At 54.5% G+C, this 22,594-nt stretch carries 16 protein-coding genes; 8 read left to right on the top strand and 8 right to left on the bottom strand.

The features are described from left to right. The first annotated feature begins 25 nt into the window (after positions 1 to 25). Together ACTNE6_RS15005 and metK are read left to right on the top strand one after the other, a co-directional pair. Entirely contained in the window at positions 26 to 3,097 is a 3,072-nt protein-coding gene (locus ACTNE6_RS15005) for an HAD-IC family P-type ATPase (protein WP_442497307.1), read from the top strand. Beyond that, a complete protein-coding gene (metK, locus tag ACTNE6_RS15000) occupies positions 3,094 to 4,278 on the top strand; it encodes a methionine adenosyltransferase (protein WP_442497306.1) in 1,185 nt (394 codons plus the stop codon). The genes ACTNE6_RS15005 and metK overlap by 4 nt, the downstream gene beginning before the upstream one ends. Positions 4,279 to 4,368: 90 nt before the next feature. Here metK and ACTNE6_RS14995 read toward each other — a convergent pair whose 3' ends face one another. Then, positions 4,369 to 4,911, bottom strand: a complete 543-nt coding sequence (locus ACTNE6_RS14995) for an HMA2 domain-containing protein (protein WP_442497305.1) — start codon at positions 4,909 to 4,911, stop codon at positions 4,369 to 4,371. Then, positions 4,908 to 5,219 (bottom strand): DUF5132 domain-containing protein, encoded by a 312-nt coding sequence (locus ACTNE6_RS14990; protein WP_442497304.1) that lies wholly within the window; start codon positions 5,217 to 5,219, stop codon positions 4,908 to 4,910. Before ACTNE6_RS14990 ends, ACTNE6_RS14995 begins: the two co-directional genes overlap by 4 nt. 675 nt (positions 5,220 to 5,894) lie before the next feature. Between ACTNE6_RS14990 and ACTNE6_RS14985 the strand changes: the two genes are divergently transcribed. The 4 genes from ACTNE6_RS14985 (at position 5,895) to ACTNE6_RS14970 (ending at position 9,606) form a co-directional block, all read left to right on the top strand. Beyond that, a complete protein-coding gene (locus tag ACTNE6_RS14985; protein ID WP_442497303.1) occupies positions 5,895 to 6,158 on the top strand; it encodes a hypothetical protein in 264 nt (87 codons plus the stop codon). A 263-nt stretch (positions 6,159 to 6,421) separates the two neighbouring features. Continuing rightward, positions 6,422 to 8,104, top strand: a complete 1,683-nt coding sequence (locus tag ACTNE6_RS14980) for a cation:proton antiporter domain-containing protein (RefSeq protein ID WP_442497302.1) — start codon at positions 6,422 to 6,424, stop codon at positions 8,102 to 8,104. A 366-nt stretch (positions 8,105 to 8,470) separates the two neighbouring features. Beyond that, a complete protein-coding gene (locus ACTNE6_RS14975) occupies positions 8,471 to 8,914 on the top strand; it encodes a helix-turn-helix domain-containing protein (RefSeq protein ID WP_268120897.1) in 444 nt (147 codons plus the stop codon). Next, on the top strand, positions 8,911 to 9,606 hold the full coding sequence (locus ACTNE6_RS14970) for an IS630 family transposase (protein ID WP_442497301.1): 696 nt from the start codon (positions 8,911 to 8,913) through the stop codon (positions 9,604 to 9,606). The genes ACTNE6_RS14975 and ACTNE6_RS14970 overlap by 4 nt, the downstream gene beginning before the upstream one ends. Before the next feature lie 58 nt (positions 9,607 to 9,664). On the opposite strand, the gene ACTNE6_RS14965 is transcribed toward ACTNE6_RS14970, so the two are convergent. Further along, positions 9,665 to 10,024: a hypothetical protein gene (locus ACTNE6_RS14965; RefSeq protein ID WP_442497300.1), complete on the bottom strand. Its 360-nt coding sequence runs from the start codon at positions 10,022 to 10,024 to the stop codon at positions 9,665 to 9,667. Positions 10,025 to 11,252: 1,228 nt separating this feature from the next. On the opposite strand from ACTNE6_RS14965, the gene ACTNE6_RS14960 reads away from it, so the two are divergent. Together ACTNE6_RS14960 and ACTNE6_RS14955 are read left to right on the top strand one after the other, a co-directional pair. Beyond that, positions 11,253 to 13,286: a hypothetical protein gene (locus ACTNE6_RS14960; RefSeq protein ID WP_442497299.1), complete on the top strand. Its 2,034-nt coding sequence runs from the start codon at positions 11,253 to 11,255 to the stop codon at positions 13,284 to 13,286. Beyond that, on the top strand, positions 13,283 to 14,572 hold the full coding sequence (locus ACTNE6_RS14955; RefSeq protein WP_442497298.1) for a glycosyltransferase: 1,290 nt from the start codon (positions 13,283 to 13,285) through the stop codon (positions 14,570 to 14,572). The genes ACTNE6_RS14960 and ACTNE6_RS14955 overlap by 4 nt, the downstream gene beginning before the upstream one ends. Positions 14,573 to 14,727: 155 nt before the next feature. Here ACTNE6_RS14955 and ACTNE6_RS14950 read toward each other — a convergent pair whose 3' ends face one another. The 5 genes from ACTNE6_RS14950 to ACTNE6_RS14930 all read right to left on the bottom strand — a co-directional run bounded on the left by ACTNE6_RS14950 (position 14,728) and on the right by ACTNE6_RS14930 (position 22,592). Beyond that, entirely contained in the window at positions 14,728 to 15,060 is a 333-nt protein-coding gene (locus tag ACTNE6_RS14950; RefSeq protein WP_194970392.1) for a hypothetical protein, read from the bottom strand. Between the two features lie 280 nt (positions 15,061 to 15,340). Continuing rightward, the gene (locus ACTNE6_RS14945; protein ID WP_442497297.1) at positions 15,341 to 16,354 is read right to left on the bottom strand and encodes an NAD-dependent epimerase/dehydratase family protein; all 1,014 of its coding nucleotides are present in this window, start codon (positions 16,352 to 16,354) and stop codon (positions 15,341 to 15,343) included. Positions 16,355 to 16,424: 70 nt separating this feature from the next. Continuing rightward, on the bottom strand, positions 16,425 to 18,278 hold the full coding sequence (locus ACTNE6_RS14940; protein ID WP_442497296.1) for a cytochrome P450: 1,854 nt from the start codon (positions 18,276 to 18,278) through the stop codon (positions 16,425 to 16,427). 20 nt (positions 18,279 to 18,298) lie between these two features. Beyond that, positions 18,299 to 20,242: a hypothetical protein gene (locus tag ACTNE6_RS14935; protein WP_442497295.1), complete on the bottom strand. Its 1,944-nt coding sequence runs from the start codon at positions 20,240 to 20,242 to the stop codon at positions 18,299 to 18,301. Positions 20,243 to 20,960: 718 nt separating this feature from the next. After that, complete coding sequence (locus ACTNE6_RS14930) at positions 20,961 to 22,592, bottom strand: DHA2 family efflux MFS transporter permease subunit (protein ID WP_442497294.1); 1,632 nt, start codon at positions 22,590 to 22,592, stop codon at positions 20,961 to 20,963. Positions 22,593 to 22,594: the final 2 nt, after the last annotated feature.

The raw sequence follows: 22,594 nt of genomic DNA, 5'->3' as shown, positions 1-22,594 counted from the left end.
AAATCGAATTCTGAAATTTAATTCAATGGCTTCGATAACAGATCCCGGTTCATACGAACATAAACCGCGCTATTGTGTATTGGTCATCCATAACAGCGTAGCCGGCAGGACGCGTTTTCATGTGCCCGGCTTGTATCGCAACGAGTCCTTGCGTGCCAGCTTGGAATCGAAATTAACCGCCTTGGCCGAATTGAAGCTCGTCCGCGCCAATATCCTGACCGGTAATTTATTAATTCAGTATGCGGTTTCCCGAGATGATGAGGCTATGCCCGCCAACATAGCGAGCGTGCTGGAAGCGGTAACCGGCTGTTCGATTATCCACGAGCATGTTGACAGGCCTTCGCCCAAACCCAGGGCGTTCAAAACCAAAGAAAAAAAACGCGCGCCTGCGGCGACGAGATATCATCGGAAGCCGCCTTCCCATTTGTGGCACACGCTTGCCGGTTCTCGAATCATCAAGCTCGTCGAGGGCGAAGAGGAGGGCTTGACCAATGAAAGCGCTCACCAACGGCTGGCTGAATATGGTCCTAATGTTTTATCCGAACATCGCGGACGTTCTTCTCTACAGATCTTTCTACAACAGTTTGTGTCCGCTCCCGTGGCCCTACTCGGATTATCGGCAGGCATTTCATTGGCTACCGGAGGCGTGGCCGATGCGTTTGTCATTGCAGGCGTTGTGCTGATCAATTCGGTTATCGGCTATGCAACCGAGAAATCGGCTGAAAAAACCATTAATGCTCTGGGCCAGTCGGCGCCCGGAATTGCAGCCGTTATTCGGGACGGCAAAAAAACGGATATTGCCTTAAAAGATGTAGTAATCGGCGATATTCTGGTGCTTGCGCCGGGAACTTATATTCCCGCTGATGCTCGCTTGTTAAAAAGCAGTCGGTTGAGTATAGATGAATCGCTTTTGACCGGGGAAAGCCTTCCCGCCAGCAAAAGGCATGCTTTCCTGGGAAAAGCTCAGACAGCCTTGGCAGACAGGCAAAATATGATTTATATGGGCACAACGGTAATAGGCGGTGACGGCCGCGCCATTGTCGTGGCTACCGGCCGCCATACCGAAATCGGCAAGATTCAAAGCATGGTGGGTGAAGCGGTCACGCCCGAAACACCGATGCAAAAGCAGATCAATGAGATGGGCTTGCAATTGGCTTTGTTCAGTTCAGGGATCTGCGCGCTGGTATTCTTTGTGGGATTGTTGCGGGGCAGGCCTTTGCCGGAAATGCTCATGTCGGCTATTTCGCTGGCCGTAGCGGCGGTTCCGGAAGGCTTGCCGGCTGTGGCGACGACTACGCTGGCGCTTGGCATCAAAGACATGCAGCGGAACAAGGTACTGATCCGTCAATTGCCGGCCGTTGAAAATCTGGGATCGGTTCAGGTCATTTGCCTTGATAAAACCGGCACGTTGACGTTGAACCAGATGAGCGTCGTTGCGCTAAAGACCGTGCAATCGGCTATTAGTGTAAAAGAAGGCCGCTTTTTCGACGGCGAAGCTGATATCGATCTTTATCAGGCTGACGGGGCATTGCAGCGCATGATGGAAGTGCTGGTGCTTTGCAATGAATCGACACTTGCCAAGGAAGGCAGCCAAGATTTGCTGGGATCGCCTACCGAGAACGCATTGCTTCAGGCGGCTATCGATGCGGGTGAAGATGTCGCTGCATTAAGAGCGCGCCGGCCTTTGGCAAAGGTGGACTACCGCGCCGAAGCCCGTCCCTACATGACGACGGTGCACCAGCTCGAGGACGGGCGGTTTTTCACAGCTGTCAAAGGAAGTCCGGCAGCGGTCCTGGAACTTTGCCGGCAATGCAGCAATAACGGCCATTTAAAGGCTTTGTCGGAAGACGACCGGCAATCGATTTTGATCTGGAACGAAAGGCTTGGCGCCGATGCGTTGCGTGTGTTGGGCGTGGCTTATTGCATTACCGGGGATGTCGCCGATTATAAACGGCAAGGGCTCACTTGGCTGGGACTGGTGGGCATGGAAGATGTGATCCGGCCGGGCATGGAAGCGCTCATGGCCCAGTTCCATGACGCCGGCATTGAGACCGTCATGATTACCGGCGATCAAAGCTCCACCGCTTTTTCAGTAGGGAAAAGGCTGGGCTTGAATGGCAGGTACGGTAAATCGCTGGAAATTATCGATTCCGAGCATTTGGATAAATTACATCCTTCCGTGCTCGCCGGTTTGATCGATCACACCACCATTTTTTCCCGCGTCAGTCCCGCTCACAAGCTGCGCATTGTTAAAGCCTTGCAGCAAAACGGCAAGGTTGTCGCGATGACCGGCGACGGCATCAATGACGGTCCTGCGCTTAAAGCGGCCGATATCGGCATCACGCTGGGGGAGAAGGGCACTGACTTGGCGCGTTCGGTAGCCGATATGATTCTGCAGGAAGACGATCTGAAAACCATGGTGACAGCGATACGCGAAGGGCGCGCTATCTATGACAATATCCGTAAAAGCCTGCACTTCTTGCTGTCGACCAATCTCAGCGAAATCGAAGTGATGCTGTTCAGCGCCATGATCGGGCGTACCGAGATACTCAATCCGATACAGCTGTTGTGGATCAATCTGATCACCGACATTTTTCCGGCGCTGGCGCTGGCGTTGGAGCCTCCTGAAGAGGATGTCTTGAAGCGGCCGCCGCGCGATCCGCAGGCTGCGATCGTAGATCGCGGCGATTATGCTGAATTGATCCGGGAGTCGGGCATCATCACAGCGGGCGCTCTAGGCGTTTATGGGTATGGTTTGCTGCGTTACGGGCCGGGCCAGAACGCCGGCACCCATGCTTTTATGTCATTGACGCTTGCGCAATTGTTGCATGCCTATCATTGCCGCTCGGGAAGAACCTCTATTTTTCGTTCGGAAAACCGGCCTTCCAACCGCTATCTCGATGCCGCGGTTGGCTTGTCCGGCATGCTGCAGGTTTTGGCGGCGTTCCTGCCGCCTCTGCGCAGGCTGTTAAGGCTGAGCCCGGTGGGCGCAATTGATATAGTGGCCATCCTGGCGGGGGCAGGGTTGCCGCTGATTGCCAATGAAGCGATAAAAGGCATCGGCAAAAATACCTTTCATAAGGACGATAAGCCATGATCACTGACTATGTGTTTACCTCCCAATCTGTTACGGAAGGACATCCCGACAGGCTTTGCGACACCATCAGCGATGCGATCGTCGACGCCTATCTGCGGCAGGACCCGACTGCCCGCATCACGGCGGAATGCGCAATATCGAAAAATGTGTTGTTTCTTGCCGCACGATACGCGAGCGAGGCCGTTGTCGATATTCCGGAAATTGCGCGTTCCGTCATCAAAGAGGTCGGCTATTGGCCCAGGGACTTCAACGCCGATGAATGCGCCGTTGTCACGAGCCTGATAGAACAAGCAAAGACGGTCAGGGAAACAAACTTTTCAATGGACGACGAATTGGATCGTATCACCGTTTCGCACCAGGCCACGGTCTTCGGGTACGCTTGCCGTCATACGCCGGAATTGATGCCGCTGCCCATTACCCTGGCGAATCGGCTTTCGAGGCAGCTGTCCGAAGCCCGGAGACAGCGCAGTATCGAATACCTGTCCCCCGATTGCACTACGCAAGTAGGCATTGGATTCGTCAACGATTTTCCCGACCGGATTCACAGTATGACGCTCATCACCGGCTGCAATAGCCCGGATTCAATGCCAGCCTTTGAGCAGATTGAAGAAGATCTTTGGCAGCATGTCATCAATCCGGTTTTTCAGAATGCCGCTATCAAACCCGATACTATGACCCGGGTGATTATCAATCCCGAAGGGCCTTTTATGCGCAGCGGTCCGGCAGTCCACTCCGGCATGACCGGCCGGAAAACGGATGGCGATACTTACGGAAGTTACGCCAGGCATTGCGGGGCGGCTTTAAGCGGCAAAGGACCGTCGCGTATCGACAGAGTCGGCGCCTATGCGGCGCGTTATGCCGCCAAAAATGTCGTGGCTGCGGGGCTGGCAGAGCAATGCGAAGTGCAGCTCAGTTATACCATCGGTTTTCCCGGGCCGGTTAGCGTCAATCTGACGACCAAAGGCACGGGCATAATCGACGACCATGAGATCCGCAAACGCCTGCTCAGACATTTTGATTTTCGTCTGGGGGCCATTATCAGGGATTTGGAGCTGCGCGAACTGACGCGGAAACATGAAGGCGTTTTTTATCAAAAATTGCCTGTTAACGGGCATTTTGGTTCAGAGGGTTCGCTTTTACCTTGGGAAAAGACTGACAAGGCCGAGTTACTGGCTGAATAAGAAAATGAGTGGGATTGTGGGACTGCTGTCAAAGGCTGAGCCAAGCTTGTGGTTGATGGGGAGATTTATTTTGTTGAACTGCCCAAATGTTCACTCACCCTCGGAATCGGCTTTTTGTTCGTACTCAATCTGATTTATGTCTTTCACATCCAGCAACTGAAACGCATACACCAGAAAGGTGGACGCAGGCGCCAACACATTACCCCGCGCCGCTTGATGAATCGCTAATCCGATCAAGCTCAAAAATACAAATGAGCGGGCATCGAGCCGGCCTTTACTGTAATCCAGCAGCGCCTTGTCAAACCGATCGAATCCAGCCAAGGCCAGCGCTTTAATATACAAATTCGGAACTGTTTCATCATGATCTTCAGCTTCTTCTACCAAATTGAAGAGGTTTTTTGTTTTGGCAAATTCGGCAATATCCTGGAAAGGGACAGCGTTTTCGTGACTGATCAAAATACTTGCCGTCGAGGGGTTCAATTTCAATTCATTGATGCCGAGAAAATCGGAAAACAGTTCTTCAAGGCGATTGAAATAATTAACATCGCCCCGTTTTTGCGGTATTTTCAGTCTGACGCGTCCCGGCAATTGATGCTTAATGAACGCAGAAGGCTGAATTTCGGCATCGGTCATGATTCACCCTGATCGGAGGCAGCTTCACTGGGTTCGGGAGTTTCGGATGGGCTTACGTCATATTTTTGCTGAAGATCGGATCGGGCTTCAGCCAATATATCTTCAACTTCTTCGCTGATTTCGGCGAGGATTTCCCGTCCCTGTTCTATAAGCAATATCCCTGACTTGAGCGCCTCGCGCGCGCCAGGGCGGGCCGCTCTGACAAGGTCGGGCAACAGGGGTATTACGGCTTTGGCTAAAATTGTTGCGCCGACCCCGATGGCGATTCCAAGCGGGACGCCGTTCTTGTATAAGTCGTCTATTTTCATATTCAGCTTGTCCTCGATACGCATACAGACAGCAGTCGGAAGAATCAGCGTCCGAGAGAATCTCAACGTTTACTGATGACGCCGCCAATATGTCCGGTTTATTGCAATTAGCCAGCAGATGCCCGTACCCTCCGTTTGAAAATGATAATTACCGACGGAATAGCCCGGCATCAATAGATCAGCAATCTTCATAGCTCAAAGTTACACGGCCATAGATATGGCGGTGCTTATTTTAAATTCGTGTAATGCAATTTTTTGACAGTAATAGCCATGAGCAGTTTCACTTTTTATTTTGGACGGTGATGAAGCTGATCGCTGCAGGCAGTCATTCCGGTACTTGAGTCCCAGAGGGTATCCTGGCGGCGGCACGGATGTCTATGCCGTGCAGGTGCGAATCTACTTGTGCCCCTTGCGGGTCGTCGCACTGCATAGGCCGGTACCCGGGCGTTTGCGCCGGGTCGAATGAATTCGACCCTACAACTGCATAACATCAGTTAATAAAACTTCCTGGCTACCGAATATCTTGAAATCCGGGCAAGAAACAGTCCAAACTCGACAGGCCTGTCACAAACTTACGATCATTTTTAAGCATCGACTATGCCCAATTAGAAAACAGCAAAGCAAAGAACCTATCTAAACAGTTGCCATGACATCACTATTTTCTGGGTACACATAATGAAAACACCAAAATCAATACAGATAGAGATTTTTGATCACCCGGATGAACTGATTACCAAAGCTAAAGAAGCGGCCCAAAAATACGGTGTGCATTTCCGGGGCGATACTGATCAGGGCGTAATAAGAGGTTTTGGATTCAAAGCGGACTATCTGCTTCAGGAAAATATCCTGACTATTACCGTTTTTCGTAAACCCGTCTTCCTACCGTGGACGACAGTAGAAGAGAAGGTAAGGGCTTTAGTGAATATGGACCCAAGATAAATTATTGTCTCGCTTCATGTTTGTCATAGTTGGTTAACCGCATTGAGGTGGTCGAGAAAAATCGACCAGCCCCGTTAAGCGACATTTTGTAGTTGCGCCATTTCTGCTTCATGCTGATCGGGGCTTTTGTAACCCAAGTATGAAATAGCCGATGAGGATTATAAAACATCGCGATATAATTCAGAATAGCCTGTTGCGCTTCTTACTAACCCACACGCGCTTCTATACTATATAGATTGCTTGAATAAAACAGGAACTCATCCATGACAGAATTAGTTTGGGTCGGCACGGCTTATCTGGTCGGCCTGATCGCAAGCCGTTTATCTTTTCCGCCGCTGGTCGGCTATTTGGCCGCCGGCTATATGCTGCACGTCCTGGGCGTAGAGTCTGCACAAACCTTAACTCATCTGGCTGAAATCGGCATCGAGTTATTATTGTTCACGGTAGGCTTGAAGCTTAAATTGAGCTCCCTGCTGCGGCGGGAAGTGGTCAGCGTCGGCGGCCTGCATTTGGCAGTGGTCACCGGCTTTTCCGGACTGGTTTTTCTGGTACTGGGCGAGCATACAATTGGCGGACTGGTTTTGGGGGCGAGCCTGGCTTTCTCCAGTACCGTGCTCGCGATCAAGGTCCTGGACGACAATGGCGAGCTCTCGTCCTTGCATGGCCGGGATGTGCTCAGTATCCTGATTCTGCAGGATATCGTCGCGATCGCGCTGTTGGCCTTGGCCGACGGCAGACAGCCTTCGCATTGGGCCTTGGCTTTATTGCTGTTGCCTTTGCTGCGTCCGCTGGCGCATCGTCTGCTCACAGCCAGCCGTACCGATGAGCTGAGACTGCTGATGGGCGTCTCTCTGGCGCTCGCCGGCGGGGTCACCTCTGAAAGCGTTGGTATTTCACCGGATATCGGCGCCTTGCTGACGGGCGTGATGCTGGCGACTCACCCGCAAATCGATGATCTTTCCGATAAGCTCTGGAGTCTCAAGGAAGTTTTTCTGGTGGCCTTTTTTCTGCAAATCGGCCTGGCCGACTTGCCCAATCGCGATCAAATCATTCAGGCGCTCGGCTTGCTGGGACTCTTGCCGCTGCAGGGACTGTTGTTCTTTGCGCTGTTTTTGCTGGCCGGATTACGTGCGCGCACCGCCTTTATCTCGTCGCTGGCCTTGATGACCTACAGCGAATTCGCCCTGATCACGACCGGCTCGGTTGTGCATGCGGGACTGCTGGCGCCGGAGTGGAACGCCACCATTGCCCTGGCAGTCGCCGGATCGCTTGCCATTGCCGCGCCGTTGAACCGGTATTCTCATCGTTTGTTTTCCTGGCTTGAGCCTGTACTGATTCGCTTCGAGAAAAAATCCGGGCACCCGGACCGACTGCCCGAGTCCATCGGACTGGCGGAATGGCTGGTCGTGGGCATGGGGCGTACCGGACTTTCCGCCTATCTGTCTTTGTCTCAGCGGGACAAGCGGGTCGTCGGCCTGGATGCCGACCCGACCGTTTTGGAAAGCCTGCTGGCCAAGGGCAAACGCGTGATTTACGGGGATTCCGAAGACCCCGAGCTATGGTCGGGACTGCCGTTGGACAGAGTGAAAGGCGTCATTCTGACCCTGCCTGAATTCGATGCCCGATGCTCGGCTGTGCGCCAGCTCCGAAAAAACGGCTATACCGGGCAGATCGGCACGATTGGGTATCTCCCCGAAGAGGAACAGCAATTGAAGCTGCTCGGCGCGGATTTTATCATTCATCCGCTGATTGAGGCCGGGAATCAGCTGGCCCGGCAAATAGTGGGCAACCAGCCCGAAGCCAATAACGTCGAGGACTGGCAGATGCTCGAGAGCGCGCGCACACCCATGGCCGGCATTGACATGATAGCCCTCGCTCACGGTGAGGAAGAAGCCCTGCTGCAGGAGCGGGAAGCGGCGGAAAAAGTCGTTATTCATCGAGAATGAGCTAACCAGGGGCATGAGAAGACGGCTTGCAGCAAAATAAAACAGCGATGCGGTGTAGGTGTGAGTTTATTCGCAATGCATAGGTCGGAATACGGGCGCTTATCCCGGGTCAAATACCCCAGGGCACAAGTAAATTCGATCCTACAACTGCGTAACATCAGTCAAAGAATATCGCACGGAAGCAATCGAAACGGGCCGGGCAATTTGTCGCCAAAATTGGTTTAAGCTTATTTAATTTTGAGCCCAAGCTAAAATCTACCTTGTCAATATAACAGTATCATCTTATCCCTAGTGCACTGCCAACGCTAAGAATATGGGCTACCTAAAACTGTCTAATAGGCTTTTTTCCCAAACCGGAGACGAGACATGCCCAAGAAATACATTGTCCGCCTGAGCGATACGGAACGTCATCATCTTCAAGAGGTGATCAAAAAACTTCAAGGCAGCTCACAAAAAGTCCGGCGTGCGCAGATTCTGTTCAAGGCCGATGCGAATGGCCCGGGTTGGACAGACCAGCGGATTGCGGAGGCCTACGCATGCCGGATCAACACGGTCGAAAAGATTCGCCAGCGCTTTGTCGAAGAGGGCTTTGAACGGGCGTTGGAAGGCCGAAAACGCGAGTATCCGCCGACCCCGAGGTTATTGGACGGGGCACAGGAAGCGCGCATTATCGCCACGCGCTTGGGATCGCCGCCGGCAGGCTATGCGCGCTGGAGCCTGCGGCTGTTGGCCGGGCGCGTCGTGGAACTGGGGATTGTAGACGCCATCAGCCATGAGACCGTCCGCAAGCTGATTAAAAAAACGGCATGACGCAGCGGGCGATTGCCTATGGGGTGATTCCGCCCGAGCAGGACGCCGAATTTGTGGCTGCAATGGAAGAGGTGCTGGACGTGTATGCGCGACCGTATGAGGCCGCGCATCCGGTCCTTTGCATGGACGAACAACCGATACAGTTGATCAAAGAGACCCGTACGCCACGACCGGGGACGCTGACGCAGCCGCCACGGGTCGATTACGAATACGAGCGTGCCGGCACCGCCAGCTTGTTCCTGTTTACCGAGCCGTTAGTCGGATGGCGCGAGGTGACGGCCCGCCCTCAGCGCACCAAAGCAGATTGGGCCAAAGAAGTGGCCCGCTTGCTGGAAGGGCGTTATGCCCAGTGTCCCGTGGTGACGCTGGTGAGCGACAATCTCAACACCCATACCAAAGGAGCCTTTTATGAGGTCTTCGAACCCGAACGTGCCCGCAACCTCGTACGGCGGATCAAGTTTTGCCAGACGCCCAAGCATGGCAGTTGGTTGAATATCGCTGAAAATGAGTTGAGTACCCTGACCCGACAGTGCCTGGCGCATCGAAGGTTCGGTGACATGGAAACCTTACGGACTGAAATTAGCGCCTGGTCGAGCTCTGTTAATAGCAAACAACGCGGTGTCGATTGGCAGATGAAAGTGGACGATGCACGAACGAAACTGAAATCCATTTACCCTAAAATTAAGCTGTGACAATGCACTAGCCTGTATCCAACAGGCAGGGAATAAGATGTTTAAGATTTACTCGGATTTAGCTTTCTGACACTGTTTTTTCAGCAGCATGTTTATACTCGTGCGTTTTGAAATCCTTGCGGGCCGCTTTCGCCCCTTCATGAAAACCTTTGATCGCTAAGCCATCGGCAGGCAGCATTTTTACAACCATCAAAGCGCTAAATACCGCTCCATAGGAGAGTCCATAGCAGACGCCATAAACGGTGCTATCCAATATCCTGGAAGGTGATGAAGCAATTGTACTTACTGCTTGTTTAGCGGCTGCCGCGCCTTTTTTAACGCCAGCCAATGCCATACTGGCTTCTTTACCAGCGCCAGTTGCCGATGCATTATCAACTGTCGCTTTTTCAGTGGCTTTGTGAGAGGTCTTTTCAGCCATTGTTGTCTCCTAAATATAAAACTAAAAATGTCTGAGTTGTTTCAATGTGCAAACTTACTCTTTCAATGTAAAGAGTTCGTTCTGTTAGAAATATCCTATTAAGATTAAGAATAGAATTGGCTAGTTCATAAAACTGTCATTTTACAATCAATTTTTTTTAATATATTTGAGTTATAAAGATCATGTAAGCCTGTTTAATCCGCCAATCATACGCATTCCTCAAGAGGGATGGTCAGTAAACACTCGAAGGTAATCAGAAATGGACAATGACACTCTCATCGATCAAGCACGGCGTCTTTATGCTGTATTACATGTCGAGCAATATGCGCAATCCAGCGAAAACAAAACCCGATTTGATCGTCTTGATTATCTGGTAAGGTGGTCGTATTGCCGTTATCAGCGTCGGTTAAATCGCTGTGTGTTATGTTATCGGCATCGGGTAAGAGACTGCCCTCGGGAATTTTGGGAAAGCAAACGCCGAGATTGCCCGGGTTGCCTTAATCGTTTGGTTAACCCCGAGGCTTAGTTGTCGGCTTCTGCTTGATTCTATCGACGCGTCATACCTATAGAGACTTGATTCTCGTTGACCTTGATCCGGCGTACTTTCGGGGCGTAAATCTACGCTGTCATCGTTCCTGATTGCTCCTGTCCCTTGAAGTTTTAACATATTCTCCGCGAGCTATGGCGTTAGCAGTCCAAACGGAGTTAAAACTTCATATTACCGAATCTATAGCTATTTTTCTTGCCAGGCCGGAATAAAATCTGGCAAAAATGATCTACATCGCAAAAGTGTGTGTTAACTTCATAAAGAGAGGTTTTTGAGGAATAGATGGATTTCGGAATCCGTTTTTCTGTTTTTGCAAAAACCGTCCGCTTTCCTTATCCCAAATTCAGGTTATATCAATATCGTTTGGCCCGCCAAGCCTCGGCCAAGTATATGCAAACAATGAAGGTAAGGAGGTAACTGATGTGGTTGAAATGGTTGCCCTGGCGCTATTTGATCAGCCGCGCGGCTCGCTCCCGCGGTTTTCTCGACCCGATGAGCGTGTGGGCGCGCCTGCACGGCTTTGCCCAGCCTTCAGAGGTGGGCGAGCCCATCGAACTGCTGCGGGCAGGGGTGGTGTTCCATGCCCGCGGCCTTATCAACAGCCGGGTGATCCAGCACAATCTGGACTGGGTGTGGCCCTACTGGATCGAACGCCAGTTCGATCCCCATGACGACGCCTTCGTGCCGCGGGCGTTTTCCATTACCCATATCAATCTCACGCACCGGAACTGGACCGCTGTCGGCCGGCCCGATTGCCCGGACCTGCCTATCGTCGACCCGCGCGGTCTGCTTACGCCCCTGCTTGACGGCTGGTCGCTGGAAGGCTGGATCGAGACCGACGACGGGCGCTGGCTACTGCCTTCACGCACCGACGGCAGCGCCAGTCAGGAAAGGCTTAGCGCTGAGGACGCAGGCGTGAGCGATCAGCGCCTCGACTTGAGCGACGGCGTCTCCGTGGTCACAACCAGCCGCGCGGCGGGGCTGGAGCTGATCAGCAATGCTGCGGTCACACAGGGTTCCGCTCAGCCGGTCTGCGAATTATCGCTGACTGCACAGTCAGACAGCGGCGGCTGGCTGGTGCTGGCCCTGCGTCCGTACAACCCCGAGGGGATCAGCTTTATCCATAAAGTCAATCTGTCGCCCGAGCGCACCGTATGGAGCATCGAGGGCCAGCACGCTGTCGAATTCGACGCTCCGGCTGAACGACATCATGTTTCCGACTACCGGGCCGGCGATGTGCATATCCATCTGCAAGATATCGAGGATCAGCAAAGCGGCTCATGCAAGGTGGGCATGGCCACGGCGGCGGCTCTGTTCAGGCTGGAAGCCGGCCGGCCGCGCACTGTCCGAGCCAGTGTGCCGCTGAAGAGCGCCCAGAAAACCGCAAGCTCAGCTGACGACACTTGGGAAAAAAGCTTGCACGGTCATTGCCGGCTGCATATTCCCGATGCGCATTTTCAGTTCCTTTACGATGCGGCGTTGCGCACGCTGATCCTGCACTCGATCGATGACGTTTATCCCGGCCCGTATACCTACAAGCGCTTCTGGTTCCGCGATGCCGCTTTCATTATTCACGGGCTGTTGTGTGCCGGTCTGACCGAGCATGCCGAGCGCGCACTGGACCGTTTTCCGCTCCGCCAGACCGTGCTGGGCTATTTCCGTTCCCAGGAAGGGGAATGGGATTCCAACGGCGAAGCGCTGTGGATCATGCGCCGTTTCTGTGAATTCACGAGCCGCGCGCCCAAACCGGAATGGAGCAAGTCCATCGTGGAAGGCGCCCGCTGGATCGTGCATAAGCGCTTGTCCGAGAATCTGGATGCTCCGCACGCGGGCCTGATGCCGGCAGGCTTTTCCGCCGAGCATCTGGGCCCCAACGACTACTACTATTGGGACGATTTCTGGAGCATCGCCGGCTTGCGTTCGGCGGCGGTACTGTGCGGCTTGATGGGCGAAGCGTCCTGGCGCGCGACGTTTCTGAGCGAAGCGGAGCGATTCCAAGAGGCGGTCGACCGCAGCCTTGCCGAGGTGGCCGGACGGTTGGGGCAGGCGGCCATACCGGCCTCGCCCTACCGCCGGCTGGATGCGGGGGCCATCGGTTCGATTGCCGTGGGCTACCCGACGCAACTTTGCGCGCCGGACGATGTGCGCCTGCTCGATACGGTCGAATTCCTGCTGGCTAATTGCTTGGTTAGGGGCGGATTCTTTCAGGACATGATCCATTCGGGTATCAATGCCTACCTGACTCTGCATCTGGCCCAGATACTGCTGCGCAACGGCGATCCGCGATACCTGGCGCTGATGGACGCAGTCGCAAAGTTAGCTTCGCCCACCGGCCAGTGGCCGGAGGCCATCCATCCGCGCACGGGCGGCGGCTGCATGGGCGATGGCCAGCATGTCTGGGCGGCGGCGGATTGGGTGCTGATGCTGCGCAATTGCTTCGTGCGCGAGGAGGGCGAAACGCTGATCCTGTGCCAGGGCGTGCCGGAACAATGGCTTGCCGGAACCTCGCCGGTGACGTTCGGCTCTGCGCCGACAGCATTCGGCCCGGTTTCAATCAGCGTCGAGCGCAGTGCAGATACCGGGCGGGTAAGCGTCGCCTGGCAAGCCGCCTGGCATGAAGCGGCGCCAACCATTCAGGTGCGCATGCCCGGATTCCTTCCCTATACTGCCGAACCGGGCGCAGTGTCCGTCGAACTGGAAAAGGCGAGCGCATGAATATCGTCATGCTGACCAATACCTACACGCCGCATGTGGGCGGGGTAGCTCGCTCGGTAGAGGCTTTCACCGCCGAGTACCGGCGTTGCGGCCATCGCGTGCTGGTGGTGGCTCCAGCGTTCGACGGCATGCCGCAGAACGAGACGGATGTCGTTCGCGTGCCGGCCATCCAGAACTTCAACGGCAGCGATTTTTCCGTCGCGCTGCCGGTTCCGGGTTTGCTTACCGAGGCCCTGGACGCCTTCCAGCCGGACCTTGTGCATGCCCACCATTCATTCCTGCTGGGCATGACGGCGCTGCGCGTGGCGCGCTACCGGAAACTGCCGCTGGTCTTCACCCACCACACATTGTACGAACAATATACCCATTACGTACCCGGCAACTCGCCGGCTTTGCGGCGTTTTATCATCGAGCTGGCCACCCGCTACGCAAACCTGTGCGATCAGGTGTTCAGTCCGAGCGAAAGCATCGCCGAACTGCTGCGCGAGCGCGGCGTCGAGACGCCCATCGCTGTGGTGCCCACCGGTGTAGACGTGGAGCACTTCGCGCAGGGGGATGGGACTGGCTTCCGCAAGAATCTGGGCATCCCCGAAAATGCCTTTGTGGTCGGACATGTGGGTCGGCTGGCGCCGGAGAAGAATCTGGTGTTTCTGGCCGAGGCGGCAGTGGCCTTTCTTAAGCTGGAGCCTCGCGCCCGTTTCCTGCTGGTTGGCACCGGCCCATCGGAAGCGGATGTGCGGGCGATTTTCGAGCGCGAGGGCTTGAGCGCGCGCCTGTATGTGGCAGGCATCCTGGAATCCCGGCAATTGGCAGATGCCTACCACGCCATGGATGTGTTCGCTTTCTCTTCCAAGAGCGAAACCCAGGGCATGGTACTGGCCGAGGCTATGGCCGCGGGCGTGCCGGTGGTGGGTCTGGATGCGCCCGGCGTGCGGGAAATAGTCAAGGACCGGCGCAACGGGCTGCTGCTGCGTGAGGAGAGCGCCTCGGCTTTCGTTTCTGCGTTGCAATGGGTCGCCGGTCTGGTCCGGACTGAAAGACAAGCGCTCAAGCAGCGCGCCCTTGATACGGCTGAGGAGTTTTCCATGCCGCGCTCGACGGCTACGGCACTGGCCTGTTACGAGACATTACGTGCGCGGGTATTGGCCGATCATACTGCAGAAGACGAGCAATGGGAGCAGGTGGTGCATCTTGTCGAGGCCGAATGGAACATTCTCAAAGGTTTGACAGGCGCCGCCGTGGCCGCACTCGGCAGCCCGGAAGCGCAGGGCCGGGGGGCTGTATGATTTGTTGTTGCGAGGACCGTTTGCAGCATGCATCATGCCTGTCCCGGGAAAGCCGGCCAGCTCGGTGTTCGCTTCACTGCCTGTGTCTCAGTTATTGGACCAGCAGATAGCGGCCCAGCGCGTACTGGCCGGATATGCAAATCAGGTATTAAGTCTTATTTTTTCTTGTAAAAGTTAGCGGTGTAGCAAGACATAAGCGCGCCCCTGACCATTGCCGCATCATTTTGTTTATATAGCTTGCTGTCCTTATCGCTCATAGTCGACATAAGCTTTTTGGTTTCATCGGAAATGTCCCTGTTGCTGAAAACCGAATCGGCTACGCAATCACAGTAGGATTGGGCCTGTTCCTCAGAACGTGAGGAACTCTCCTGTTTTACGCAACTATTGATAAAAGCGGACTTAACTTTATATTCATCGCCTTTCTCTCCACTGCATGCCGATAAGCCGATGCATAAAGACGCTGTGATTACTAAAATTTTCTTATTCATTTCATTCCTTATTATTGATTGTCGTTATGGAATAGTTAAGTTCGCCTGTTAATGCAGTGGGCGAGGGTTGATCGTATAAAAATACTATCAGCAAGAATAGAAAAATTCTAACGTAATCCGATGCGAAGACAAATCCATTTCTTGTTGCTTTAATGATCCTTTGAAGCCGATCATTGCGATCCGTTTGACGGAGAAATGCCTTGCTTGAGTCAGGCGCCTTTCGGCTAACGCGACAGAATGGAAAGGGACAGTCCGGGCACACCTGGCGAGGCGGGCATATTCATGCAGGTCTGTTCTCATTCATCCATTGAATGGTATCGCGCAGCGATTCCTGCAACGGGCGGGGTTTCCAGCCGAGTTCATCGTGCGCGTGGCTGGTATCATACCAGGCATAGCGTCCCCATAGGTCAAGCAGGCTGGGAGCTACTTTGACCGGTTTGCCCCTGAGTCTGCTCCATAGCGCCAATGCTGAGATAATGGGACGAATCATCCAGGCGCGCAGGGAGAACAGCCAGGCAGGCGGTTTTATCCCGGCCGTTTCTGCGACTTTTCTTACGAGCGGATCAGGCATCATATTCTCTCCGCTGAGAATGTAGCGCTGGCCGGAGGTACCGCGCTCAGCGGCGCGCAGCACGCCATCGGCGTAATCGCGAACGTCGAGAATGCCGAAACCGATCGGCGCGGTAATGCGGAATCCGGGTTTAGCCATTTTCATTATCAGTTTGTTTGCCGGCGCTCCGACCCAGTCTTCCGGGCCTAATGTAAAGGCAGGATTAACCACGACAACCTTGGGCATGCCCTCGGGGAAGCGAGCCAGCGCCTCCTGCTCGGCCTGACGCCGGGATAGGGCATAGGGCAGGGAGATGGCGTAACGATCCCAATCGGCTCCCTCATCGAGCGGAAGCGGATTGTGGTTCAGGCCTACGGTAAGCACGCTGCTGCTCACTACGACATTCGCGACACCGGCACGTGCGGCGGCATCCAGCAAATTGCGCATGCCGACTACATTTTTTTCGTACAAAGTCCGTTCTGCCTGCTCGCCGCCGCCCAACGCAATCGCAAATTCCAGATGCAAAGCCGTATCGATGCCTGCACAGGCGGCCTGCAGTGAAGCCATGTCATGCGTGTTGCCTTCAACCACTTCAATGTCGAGCTTTTTCAGGGCTTTCAGGGCCGGCAAATTGGGATCAATGTCGGCAGGCAGTAATACGCGGGGCCGTTCCTTGCGGATATTAAGCAGCTTAACAACGTGATACCCAAGGAAGCCAGTCGCTCCGGTAACAAGTATATTCATGTCGAAATCCCCTGTGAACGTTTTAACTGATTCAAAAGACTGAATAACAATAAATGTAAGCGCTTCATCGTTAACTAAAACCCACGCGTAAACTGACGGCATAAAGGTTTCGATCGTCCATCTGCAGATGGCTAAGCCGTTCCAGGTTACCTAAGCGCAGCATGGCCCGCAGCGTTTCCTGGAGGGTGATTTCCGAAGCGTAGCGGCCGAGGCATTTGTGCCGCCCAAAGCCGTGCTGGAGATAAAGGGCGCTCTGCGGCGCTTCGTCGCCCCGCGTCCGATCTTTGTGGTAAGCGACCGGACGCTCGTCCCGGGTGATATCGAAAGCCAGGGGATCGGGCACGGCTTCCGGGTCTCGCATCGCCGCCGCGTGAGAGACGAAAACTAGAGTTCCCTTGCGGATGGGTATGCCGTCAAGTTCCGTATTGTCTTTGATGCAGCGCCTGATCAACACTTCCCCTTGCGGTTCAAGGCGCAATCCTTCCTGGGCGTACTTGCGCAGGATGCCGAGGCTTTCAGTTTCCCGCGGGCTGCCCGCCGGTACTTGAGCCATTTCCAGCGCCCGCTGATAAGTGGAGCCGTTTAACACCGGATACTTGCCATCCTTCAGAGACAGGATCGCGTCGATGACCCTCGCGCTGGCTTCCTCCGGATTGACGACGCCGCCGACAACCGTGCCGAAGACATTGGCGCGGATCTGCGAGTCGGACAACCGTCTGCCTAATTCGCCAGAAGGCAGAAGAGATCCAAGCGCGTCCTGCAATTCCTGCTCCAGCGCCGTATCCTGACCGCTGGTTAAATTCAACTGCAATTGCAGGAGACGGGTCAGCATGGTGTCGGGAACCGGCTCGCCTCGCTGAAGTTTCCCCTTGTAGAATTTGAGCAGTTCATGGATATAGGCGGTCAGGTACTCGGTGGCCTGCAGGCCTTGCTGGCGAAACTGGGCAAACAAAGGGTCTGCAGGATTGAAGTTGTTAAAGATATTGCGGAAGGCGTCTTTCACCCAGTTGAACAGATTATCGCTTGTCGGTACGATGCCTTCCTGAATCTGCTGAAAGGTGAAAACCTGCCGCAGTCCGTCATCCAGGGGAAACGTGTCTCCGCCTCGCAGGCCGGGCAGGCAGGAAGGCTCGCCGGCGGAATAATAATGGACGCCCAGATAATCGCTGACGATGCGCAAGGGGACGAAGCGCGCAAGGGTCGGTACAATGTCGATTTCGCCTCGGCCTTCCTCCTTCGCCCGTTGCGTCCAGTATTCCGCCTCCTGCCTCGCCAGCGCGGTCAGGATCTTTTCATCCTGGCGGGAGACGACCCGTCTCAACAGAACGTCGTCCGGGAGATACCATTCATCTTTGTCCGTGCCCAGCATGAAGGGAGGCGAAAGTTCGGGATTTCTGGCGTTATCGTCATTGGCCTTGACCATCTCCAAGACATAGGGATCCACAGTAAATAAATCCGTGCGTTCCAGGCATTTGATCACGTGAGCATGGCGTACCACTACGGCCGGACCGACAGCCGGCTTGAAAAATGGCATCGCGTCCTTCGGCTGGTCCAGCAATTCCTGCAGCATGTCATAAGGCCGGTTTCTCAAGCTGGCGGCAATAATACCGGCGACCGCGGCGCCGCGCGCCTGGAGTGCGGCTTCATAGGCCTTTTTATCCGCTTCATAAGCGGCACGGTCAGCATCGTAGCGGGGATCATCCGGATCAGGCATGGGAACTAAAGGCGTTTTTTGTTCCGCTGCGGCAATTTTTTCCAAAAAAACCGCGGTCGGGATATTTTCCGGCTTATCGCCGGTTTGCGCAGGTGTTTTCCCCATTTCAGCAGAGCTGATTCCCGTGCATATCCGTTTTGCCAGTGTAATGATCGTGTTGAAAAACGCAGCGGGGCTGTTTATGAGCGAGTGCCAATTCCAAAGAGCCATAGTGTTCTCCTTGCCAGCGCCTAGAGTGTTTTCATATATTCGATGACCGCCCGTACCTGGTCATCGGTCCATTGGCTGCCGAAGGTATGCCCCTGATTCGAGTTGCCACGCAGGCTGGCGTCATGTTCGGCATAATGTACGGCGTCGCCCTCGCCGTATTCATCCGGCTTCGGAGTTTTATTCCATACAAAGCCGACACGGGCTTCATCATATTTTATATTGCCCCGGATGAATGTTGCCGGCCGTTCTGCCGGGCGCATAAGGTGCCAGAGGGTCGGCACCGAGCCGTTGTGCAGGTAGGGCGCCTGGGCCCAGATGCCATGCAGCACATTGGCCTTATAACCGGCCTTGTCGCCGCGAGGCGTGACGAAGTACGCCTCATCATCCGCTTCCCGGCTGCCCTGTTTAGGTCGGCACCAGTCACTGCCCCCCTGTTCCACATAACGTTCACAAGCTTCCCGGGTGAGTTCCAGCAATCCGAGACGGGCAGTGGGAGAGATCTGTGCCGCACGATTCATATCGGTTGTGACGTTATAGATTTTGGGATTGTCGGCGAAATGGCAAGCGCTCGCGCATTCCTTCTCAAACAGGGGTTTGCCTTGATCCGCCAGCTTGAGATTGACATTGAAGGGGTAGGGCGAAGGGGGCAAATCGTTAATGAGAGGATTCATGGCTTCATGAATACGAATATCGACTTTGGATGGATCGCCGACGGAGGAGACTCCGGAAGCTATAACCCGAGCTTCCTCTGCCTGGTTTCCATCCCAATTCGCATAAGCGTTGTCATGCAGATTCCAAAGCGCTTTGATGTCGGAGGGGGCGGGATCGCGAGGCATCCATTGCGGCGCGGTTTCAAACAGTCTCTGGCCGGCCGCCTGGTATTTGGCGCTGCCCTCGAGATTCTCCAATCCTTCAAAGAACGGATGATTGCCGGGCAAGCGTTCAAAGAAGCTTTCCCGCTTGGCATGCAGCGCCACCAATCCCGTCGCGAGGCCAAAAGCATCCATGCGTCCGGGACGCGGACCGAAAATGCCTGGCGATTGCTGGCCGTTCTTCTCTGTATAAGATAATTTGGAGGCAAGCGTAATATACATGAGCTCGGTTTTGGCGGAAGATTGCGCCAACGTCCCAAGCGCCCTGTTGAAGTTCTTGAGAACGCGGCCCACCTGCACCTTGGCCTTCTCTACGTTGGCATGACGCTCTTCGTCCGTCCGTCCGCCGTAAAACCAGGCGGGATCCGCCGCTATCTTGTTCTTTAGAAAATCGGCAATTTTGACAGCCTCTGCTGGGTTGACCTGCACTTGCACCGGCGTGGTGGAGTTATCGATTTTCAGGATCGCTTTTCCTGTCTTGTAGATTAAGCCTGCATAAGCTTGCGCTTCAATCTCTGTGTTGGGCGCCCCGACGTAATGCCGAACCCGGCCTTTTACATAGACCCGTCCTGTATGGCAGGCGGCGCAGGAGAAAAATACATTGTCGGTTCTCTCCTCCTCGGGCAGATTTGGATCCTGGGCGGTAACCAGTCCATAGGGTAAAGGATGGCGCTGCTCGGCCGGCAAGAGTTTTCCCGTGGCTGGATCATAGTCGTCCGGATGCGGTCCGAAGCCGAGGTTTCCGAGCGAACCTTCGCCTTGCCAGATTTCCGGATACAGCTCAATGAGGGCTCGCAATAATACGTAAGGGGTTCCGTTCAAACCCAAAGGGCTGTCAGTAAACCAGGCATACCCCAGGCGATTGCTGTACCAGGGCGCGCGGGTGGCGTCGTCGGTGGATATGGATCTGACTGTTGTATCGTTTAAGTAGGACGCCTGTTGTTGTTCACGCAGTTTTTTCTCTTGTGCCCAGTTGTGTTTTTTCTTCGCTTCGGGTGCTTTGCGCGAATAATCGGTTTCTGTACAGGCGCTTAAAGCGGTCAGTGTAATCGCTAGTGTGCCCGCGCTGAATAAATTGAAATACGACCTCATCACTCCTCCTGCTATGTAAATACTCTACAAATACGCCAGTCCTTCGCAATGCGGTGATGATGGTAAGCGCCGCCCGACGGGGTCTTAGATTGTATTAATGGAGAAAATACCCGGTTATGCGGATATGATTTTCCAGTTTTTCAATGACAATGTCATTCTCGGCAAAAGTGAAGCCCATTGTCGCAACATACAATTTAAAGCGTATAGTTAAGACGTTTTATGACTGATTTATTGTTTTTATTGCCACCTTCACTCCGGTGCTTTGCCGGAACAGTAAAGTAGTGGAGCCACATAGAATTGGCGTAGGTTATTTTTTACAATTGATGTGGCGCATTGTCAACACTTTTACATCATCAGCCAGCCTGAAGACCTGGCATATCTGCTTGATCAACAGAGTCGCCGGGCATGTCAGGTTTAGATCCCGGCTCTTTGGAGGGAGGCGTTTCGTTTAGGATACGGCGAGAAATAACTTCCCTGAATTTTGACGAGTCGCCATAGGTGAATGAATTCGCCCCTACAAGAACTGATTTTATCAATAAATCGGAAAGTTATTTTTTAACCAGATCCTTAGCATGCGCCAGGGCTTGCGCATCAAACCATGTTGAGCGATTGGCGAAGTGAATCGTTTTTATGCGGGCTTTTCAGGATGATGACTTTTCCTGGTTGGGCGCCCATGACGCCGGTATAAAAGGCATCTCCTTATTTTTCTGATGAAGGGTCAACGGCGGCCCGCGCCGCCAGAAGCCGCCGGCGCTGTTCTAATCAGCGGTATCAGCAATAAGGCCAGGAAGAAGATCAAGGCCAGGATATTGAACAGGGTATTGATGGTAAGCACTTCCGCTTCGCGCCTGACCAGACCGTAAACCTGCTTCAGCGCGGCCAGATCACTGTCGGGCAGCGACGCATAGCTGAATCGTTCCTGCAAACTGCCCAACAGGGCCTGAGCTGTTGCCGAACCGGGCTTAACCGCTTCGCGCAATACGGCGTAATGTTCCTTGTTCAGCCGGATCATGAGGCTGTTGGCGAGCGCCAGGCCGATGGCGCCGCCCAGGTTTCGCATGAGATTGTACAGCCCGCTGGCGTTTTTCACTTCTTCCGGCGGCAGCGTGCCGAAAGTCAAGTAATTGATGGGCAGGAAGCAGAACATCAGGCAGAAGCCCCGGAGCGCCTGCGGCCAGAAGAATTCCCAGTATCCGGCTTCATGGGTCAGGTTGCTGTTTATCAAAGTACCGAGGCCGAAACCGAACAGCCCAAGGGCCAACGTCAGGCGCGGGCCAAGCTTTTTGGCAACCCGTCCGGCGATGAAGGCGGAGGCGAACTGAAACAGACCAGTGACCATGATGTACTGGCCGACCTGTAGGCTGTTCAGTCCTTTGACCGTGGTCAGATAGGTCGGCATCAGGAAAATGATGGAGTAGAGCCCGATGCCGAGAATGAAGCTGAACAGGCAGCCAATGGCGAAATTGCGGTTGCGGAACGCCCACAGGTCCACGATCGGGTGTTCGATGGTCAGCTCCCGGTAGAACATGGCGATGCCGGAGACGGCCGCGACCAGGGTGAAGAACACGATCTCGCGGCTGTCGAACCATTCCTCGCGCACGCCTTCCTCCAGCACGAATTCCGTGCTGCCGAGGAATACAACGATATACAGGATGCCGCGGAAGTCGATCCGCTTCAGCAGCGCCCAGTCCGGCTCGTCCACGCGCAGAAACATCCCGGTAGCCACGGATACCAGAATGCCTGGCACCAGGTTGATCAGGAACATCGTGTTCCAGGACGCCACTTCGGTGAGATAGCCGCCCAGCACCGGACCCGCCGTGGGCGCGACCGTCACCACCATGGCGACGACGATTGTCATCGTGGGCTGAAGGCGGCGCGGAAACAAGGTGTAGGTGACGGCGAACACCGACGGGATCATCGCGCCTCCGAAAAATCCTTGAAGCGCGCGGAACACTATCATGGACGGCAGGTTCCAGGCGAACGCGCACAAGAGGCTCATCACGGTGAAGCCGCCGCTGGACAGGGCGAACAGGTAGCGCATGGACAGAGCCCGCCCGAGCCAGCCGGATAACGGAATGATGACCACTTCCGCCACCAGATAGGCGGTCTGCACCCAGGTAATCTCATCCTGAGTCGCCGACAGCGCAGCCTGGATCTGTTCCAGGGAACTGGCGACGATCTGGATATCCAGGACCGCCAGGAACATCCCCAGGACCATGGCAAAAAAGCCTATCCATTGCTGGGGGCTGACCGTCTTCTCGTCGACGTTGACCGGGGCCGCGACGATCTCAGGCAGTTTTTCGCCGGCGCTCGTCGACTGGGGCGGGGAGGGCTTTACTACCGCTGCCATGA

It is taken from the genome of Methylobacter sp. sgz302048 (assembly GCF_052162025.1).
GTDB lineage: Bacteria > Pseudomonadota > Gammaproteobacteria > Methylococcales > Methylomonadaceae > Methylobacter.
Note: the sequence above shows the minus strand (reverse complement) of the source record. Positions and strands in the feature narration are given on the sequence as shown.

Excerpts from the sequence above, each read along its gene's own strand:
- ACTNE6_RS15005 (WP_442497307.1), top strand. The coding sequence starts at position 26 with ATGGCTTCGATAACAGATCCCGGTTCATACGAACATAAACCGCGCTAT.
- metK (WP_442497306.1), top strand. The coding sequence starts at position 3,094 with ATGATCACTGACTATGTGTTTACCTCCCAATCTGTTACGGAAGGACAT.
- ACTNE6_RS14995 (WP_442497305.1), bottom strand. The coding sequence starts at position 4,911 with ATGACCGATGCCGAAATTCAGCCTTCTGCGTTCATTAAGCATCAATTG.
- ACTNE6_RS14990 (WP_442497304.1), bottom strand. The coding sequence starts at position 5,219 with ATGAAAATAGACGACTTATACAAGAACGGCGTCCCGCTTGGAATCGCC.
- ACTNE6_RS14985 (WP_442497303.1), top strand. The coding sequence starts at position 5,895 with ATGAAAACACCAAAATCAATACAGATAGAGATTTTTGATCACCCGGAT.
- ACTNE6_RS14980 (WP_442497302.1), top strand. The coding sequence starts at position 6,422 with ATGACAGAATTAGTTTGGGTCGGCACGGCTTATCTGGTCGGCCTGATC.
- ACTNE6_RS14975 (WP_268120897.1), top strand. The coding sequence starts at position 8,471 with ATGCCCAAGAAATACATTGTCCGCCTGAGCGATACGGAACGTCATCAT.
- ACTNE6_RS14970 (WP_442497301.1), top strand. The coding sequence starts at position 8,911 with ATGACGCAGCGGGCGATTGCCTATGGGGTGATTCCGCCCGAGCAGGAC.
- ACTNE6_RS14965 (WP_442497300.1), bottom strand. The coding sequence starts at position 10,024 with ATGGCTGAAAAGACCTCTCACAAAGCCACTGAAAAAGCGACAGTTGAT.
- ACTNE6_RS14955 (WP_442497298.1), top strand. The coding sequence starts at position 13,283 with ATGAATATCGTCATGCTGACCAATACCTACACGCCGCATGTGGGCGGG.
- ACTNE6_RS14950 (WP_194970392.1), bottom strand. The coding sequence starts at position 15,060 with ATGAATAAGAAAATTTTAGTAATCACAGCGTCTTTATGCATCGGCTTA.
- ACTNE6_RS14945 (WP_442497297.1), bottom strand. The coding sequence starts at position 16,354 with ATGAATATACTTGTTACCGGAGCGACTGGCTTCCTTGGGTATCACGTT.
- ACTNE6_RS14940 (WP_442497296.1), bottom strand. The coding sequence starts at position 18,278 with ATGGCTCTTTGGAATTGGCACTCGCTCATAAACAGCCCCGCTGCGTTT.
- ACTNE6_RS14935 (WP_442497295.1), bottom strand. The coding sequence starts at position 20,242 with ATGAGGTCGTATTTCAATTTATTCAGCGCGGGCACACTAGCGATTACA.
- ACTNE6_RS14930 (WP_442497294.1), bottom strand. The coding sequence starts at position 22,592 with ATGGCAGCGGTAGTAAAGCCCTCCCCGCCCCAGTCGACGAGCGCCGGC.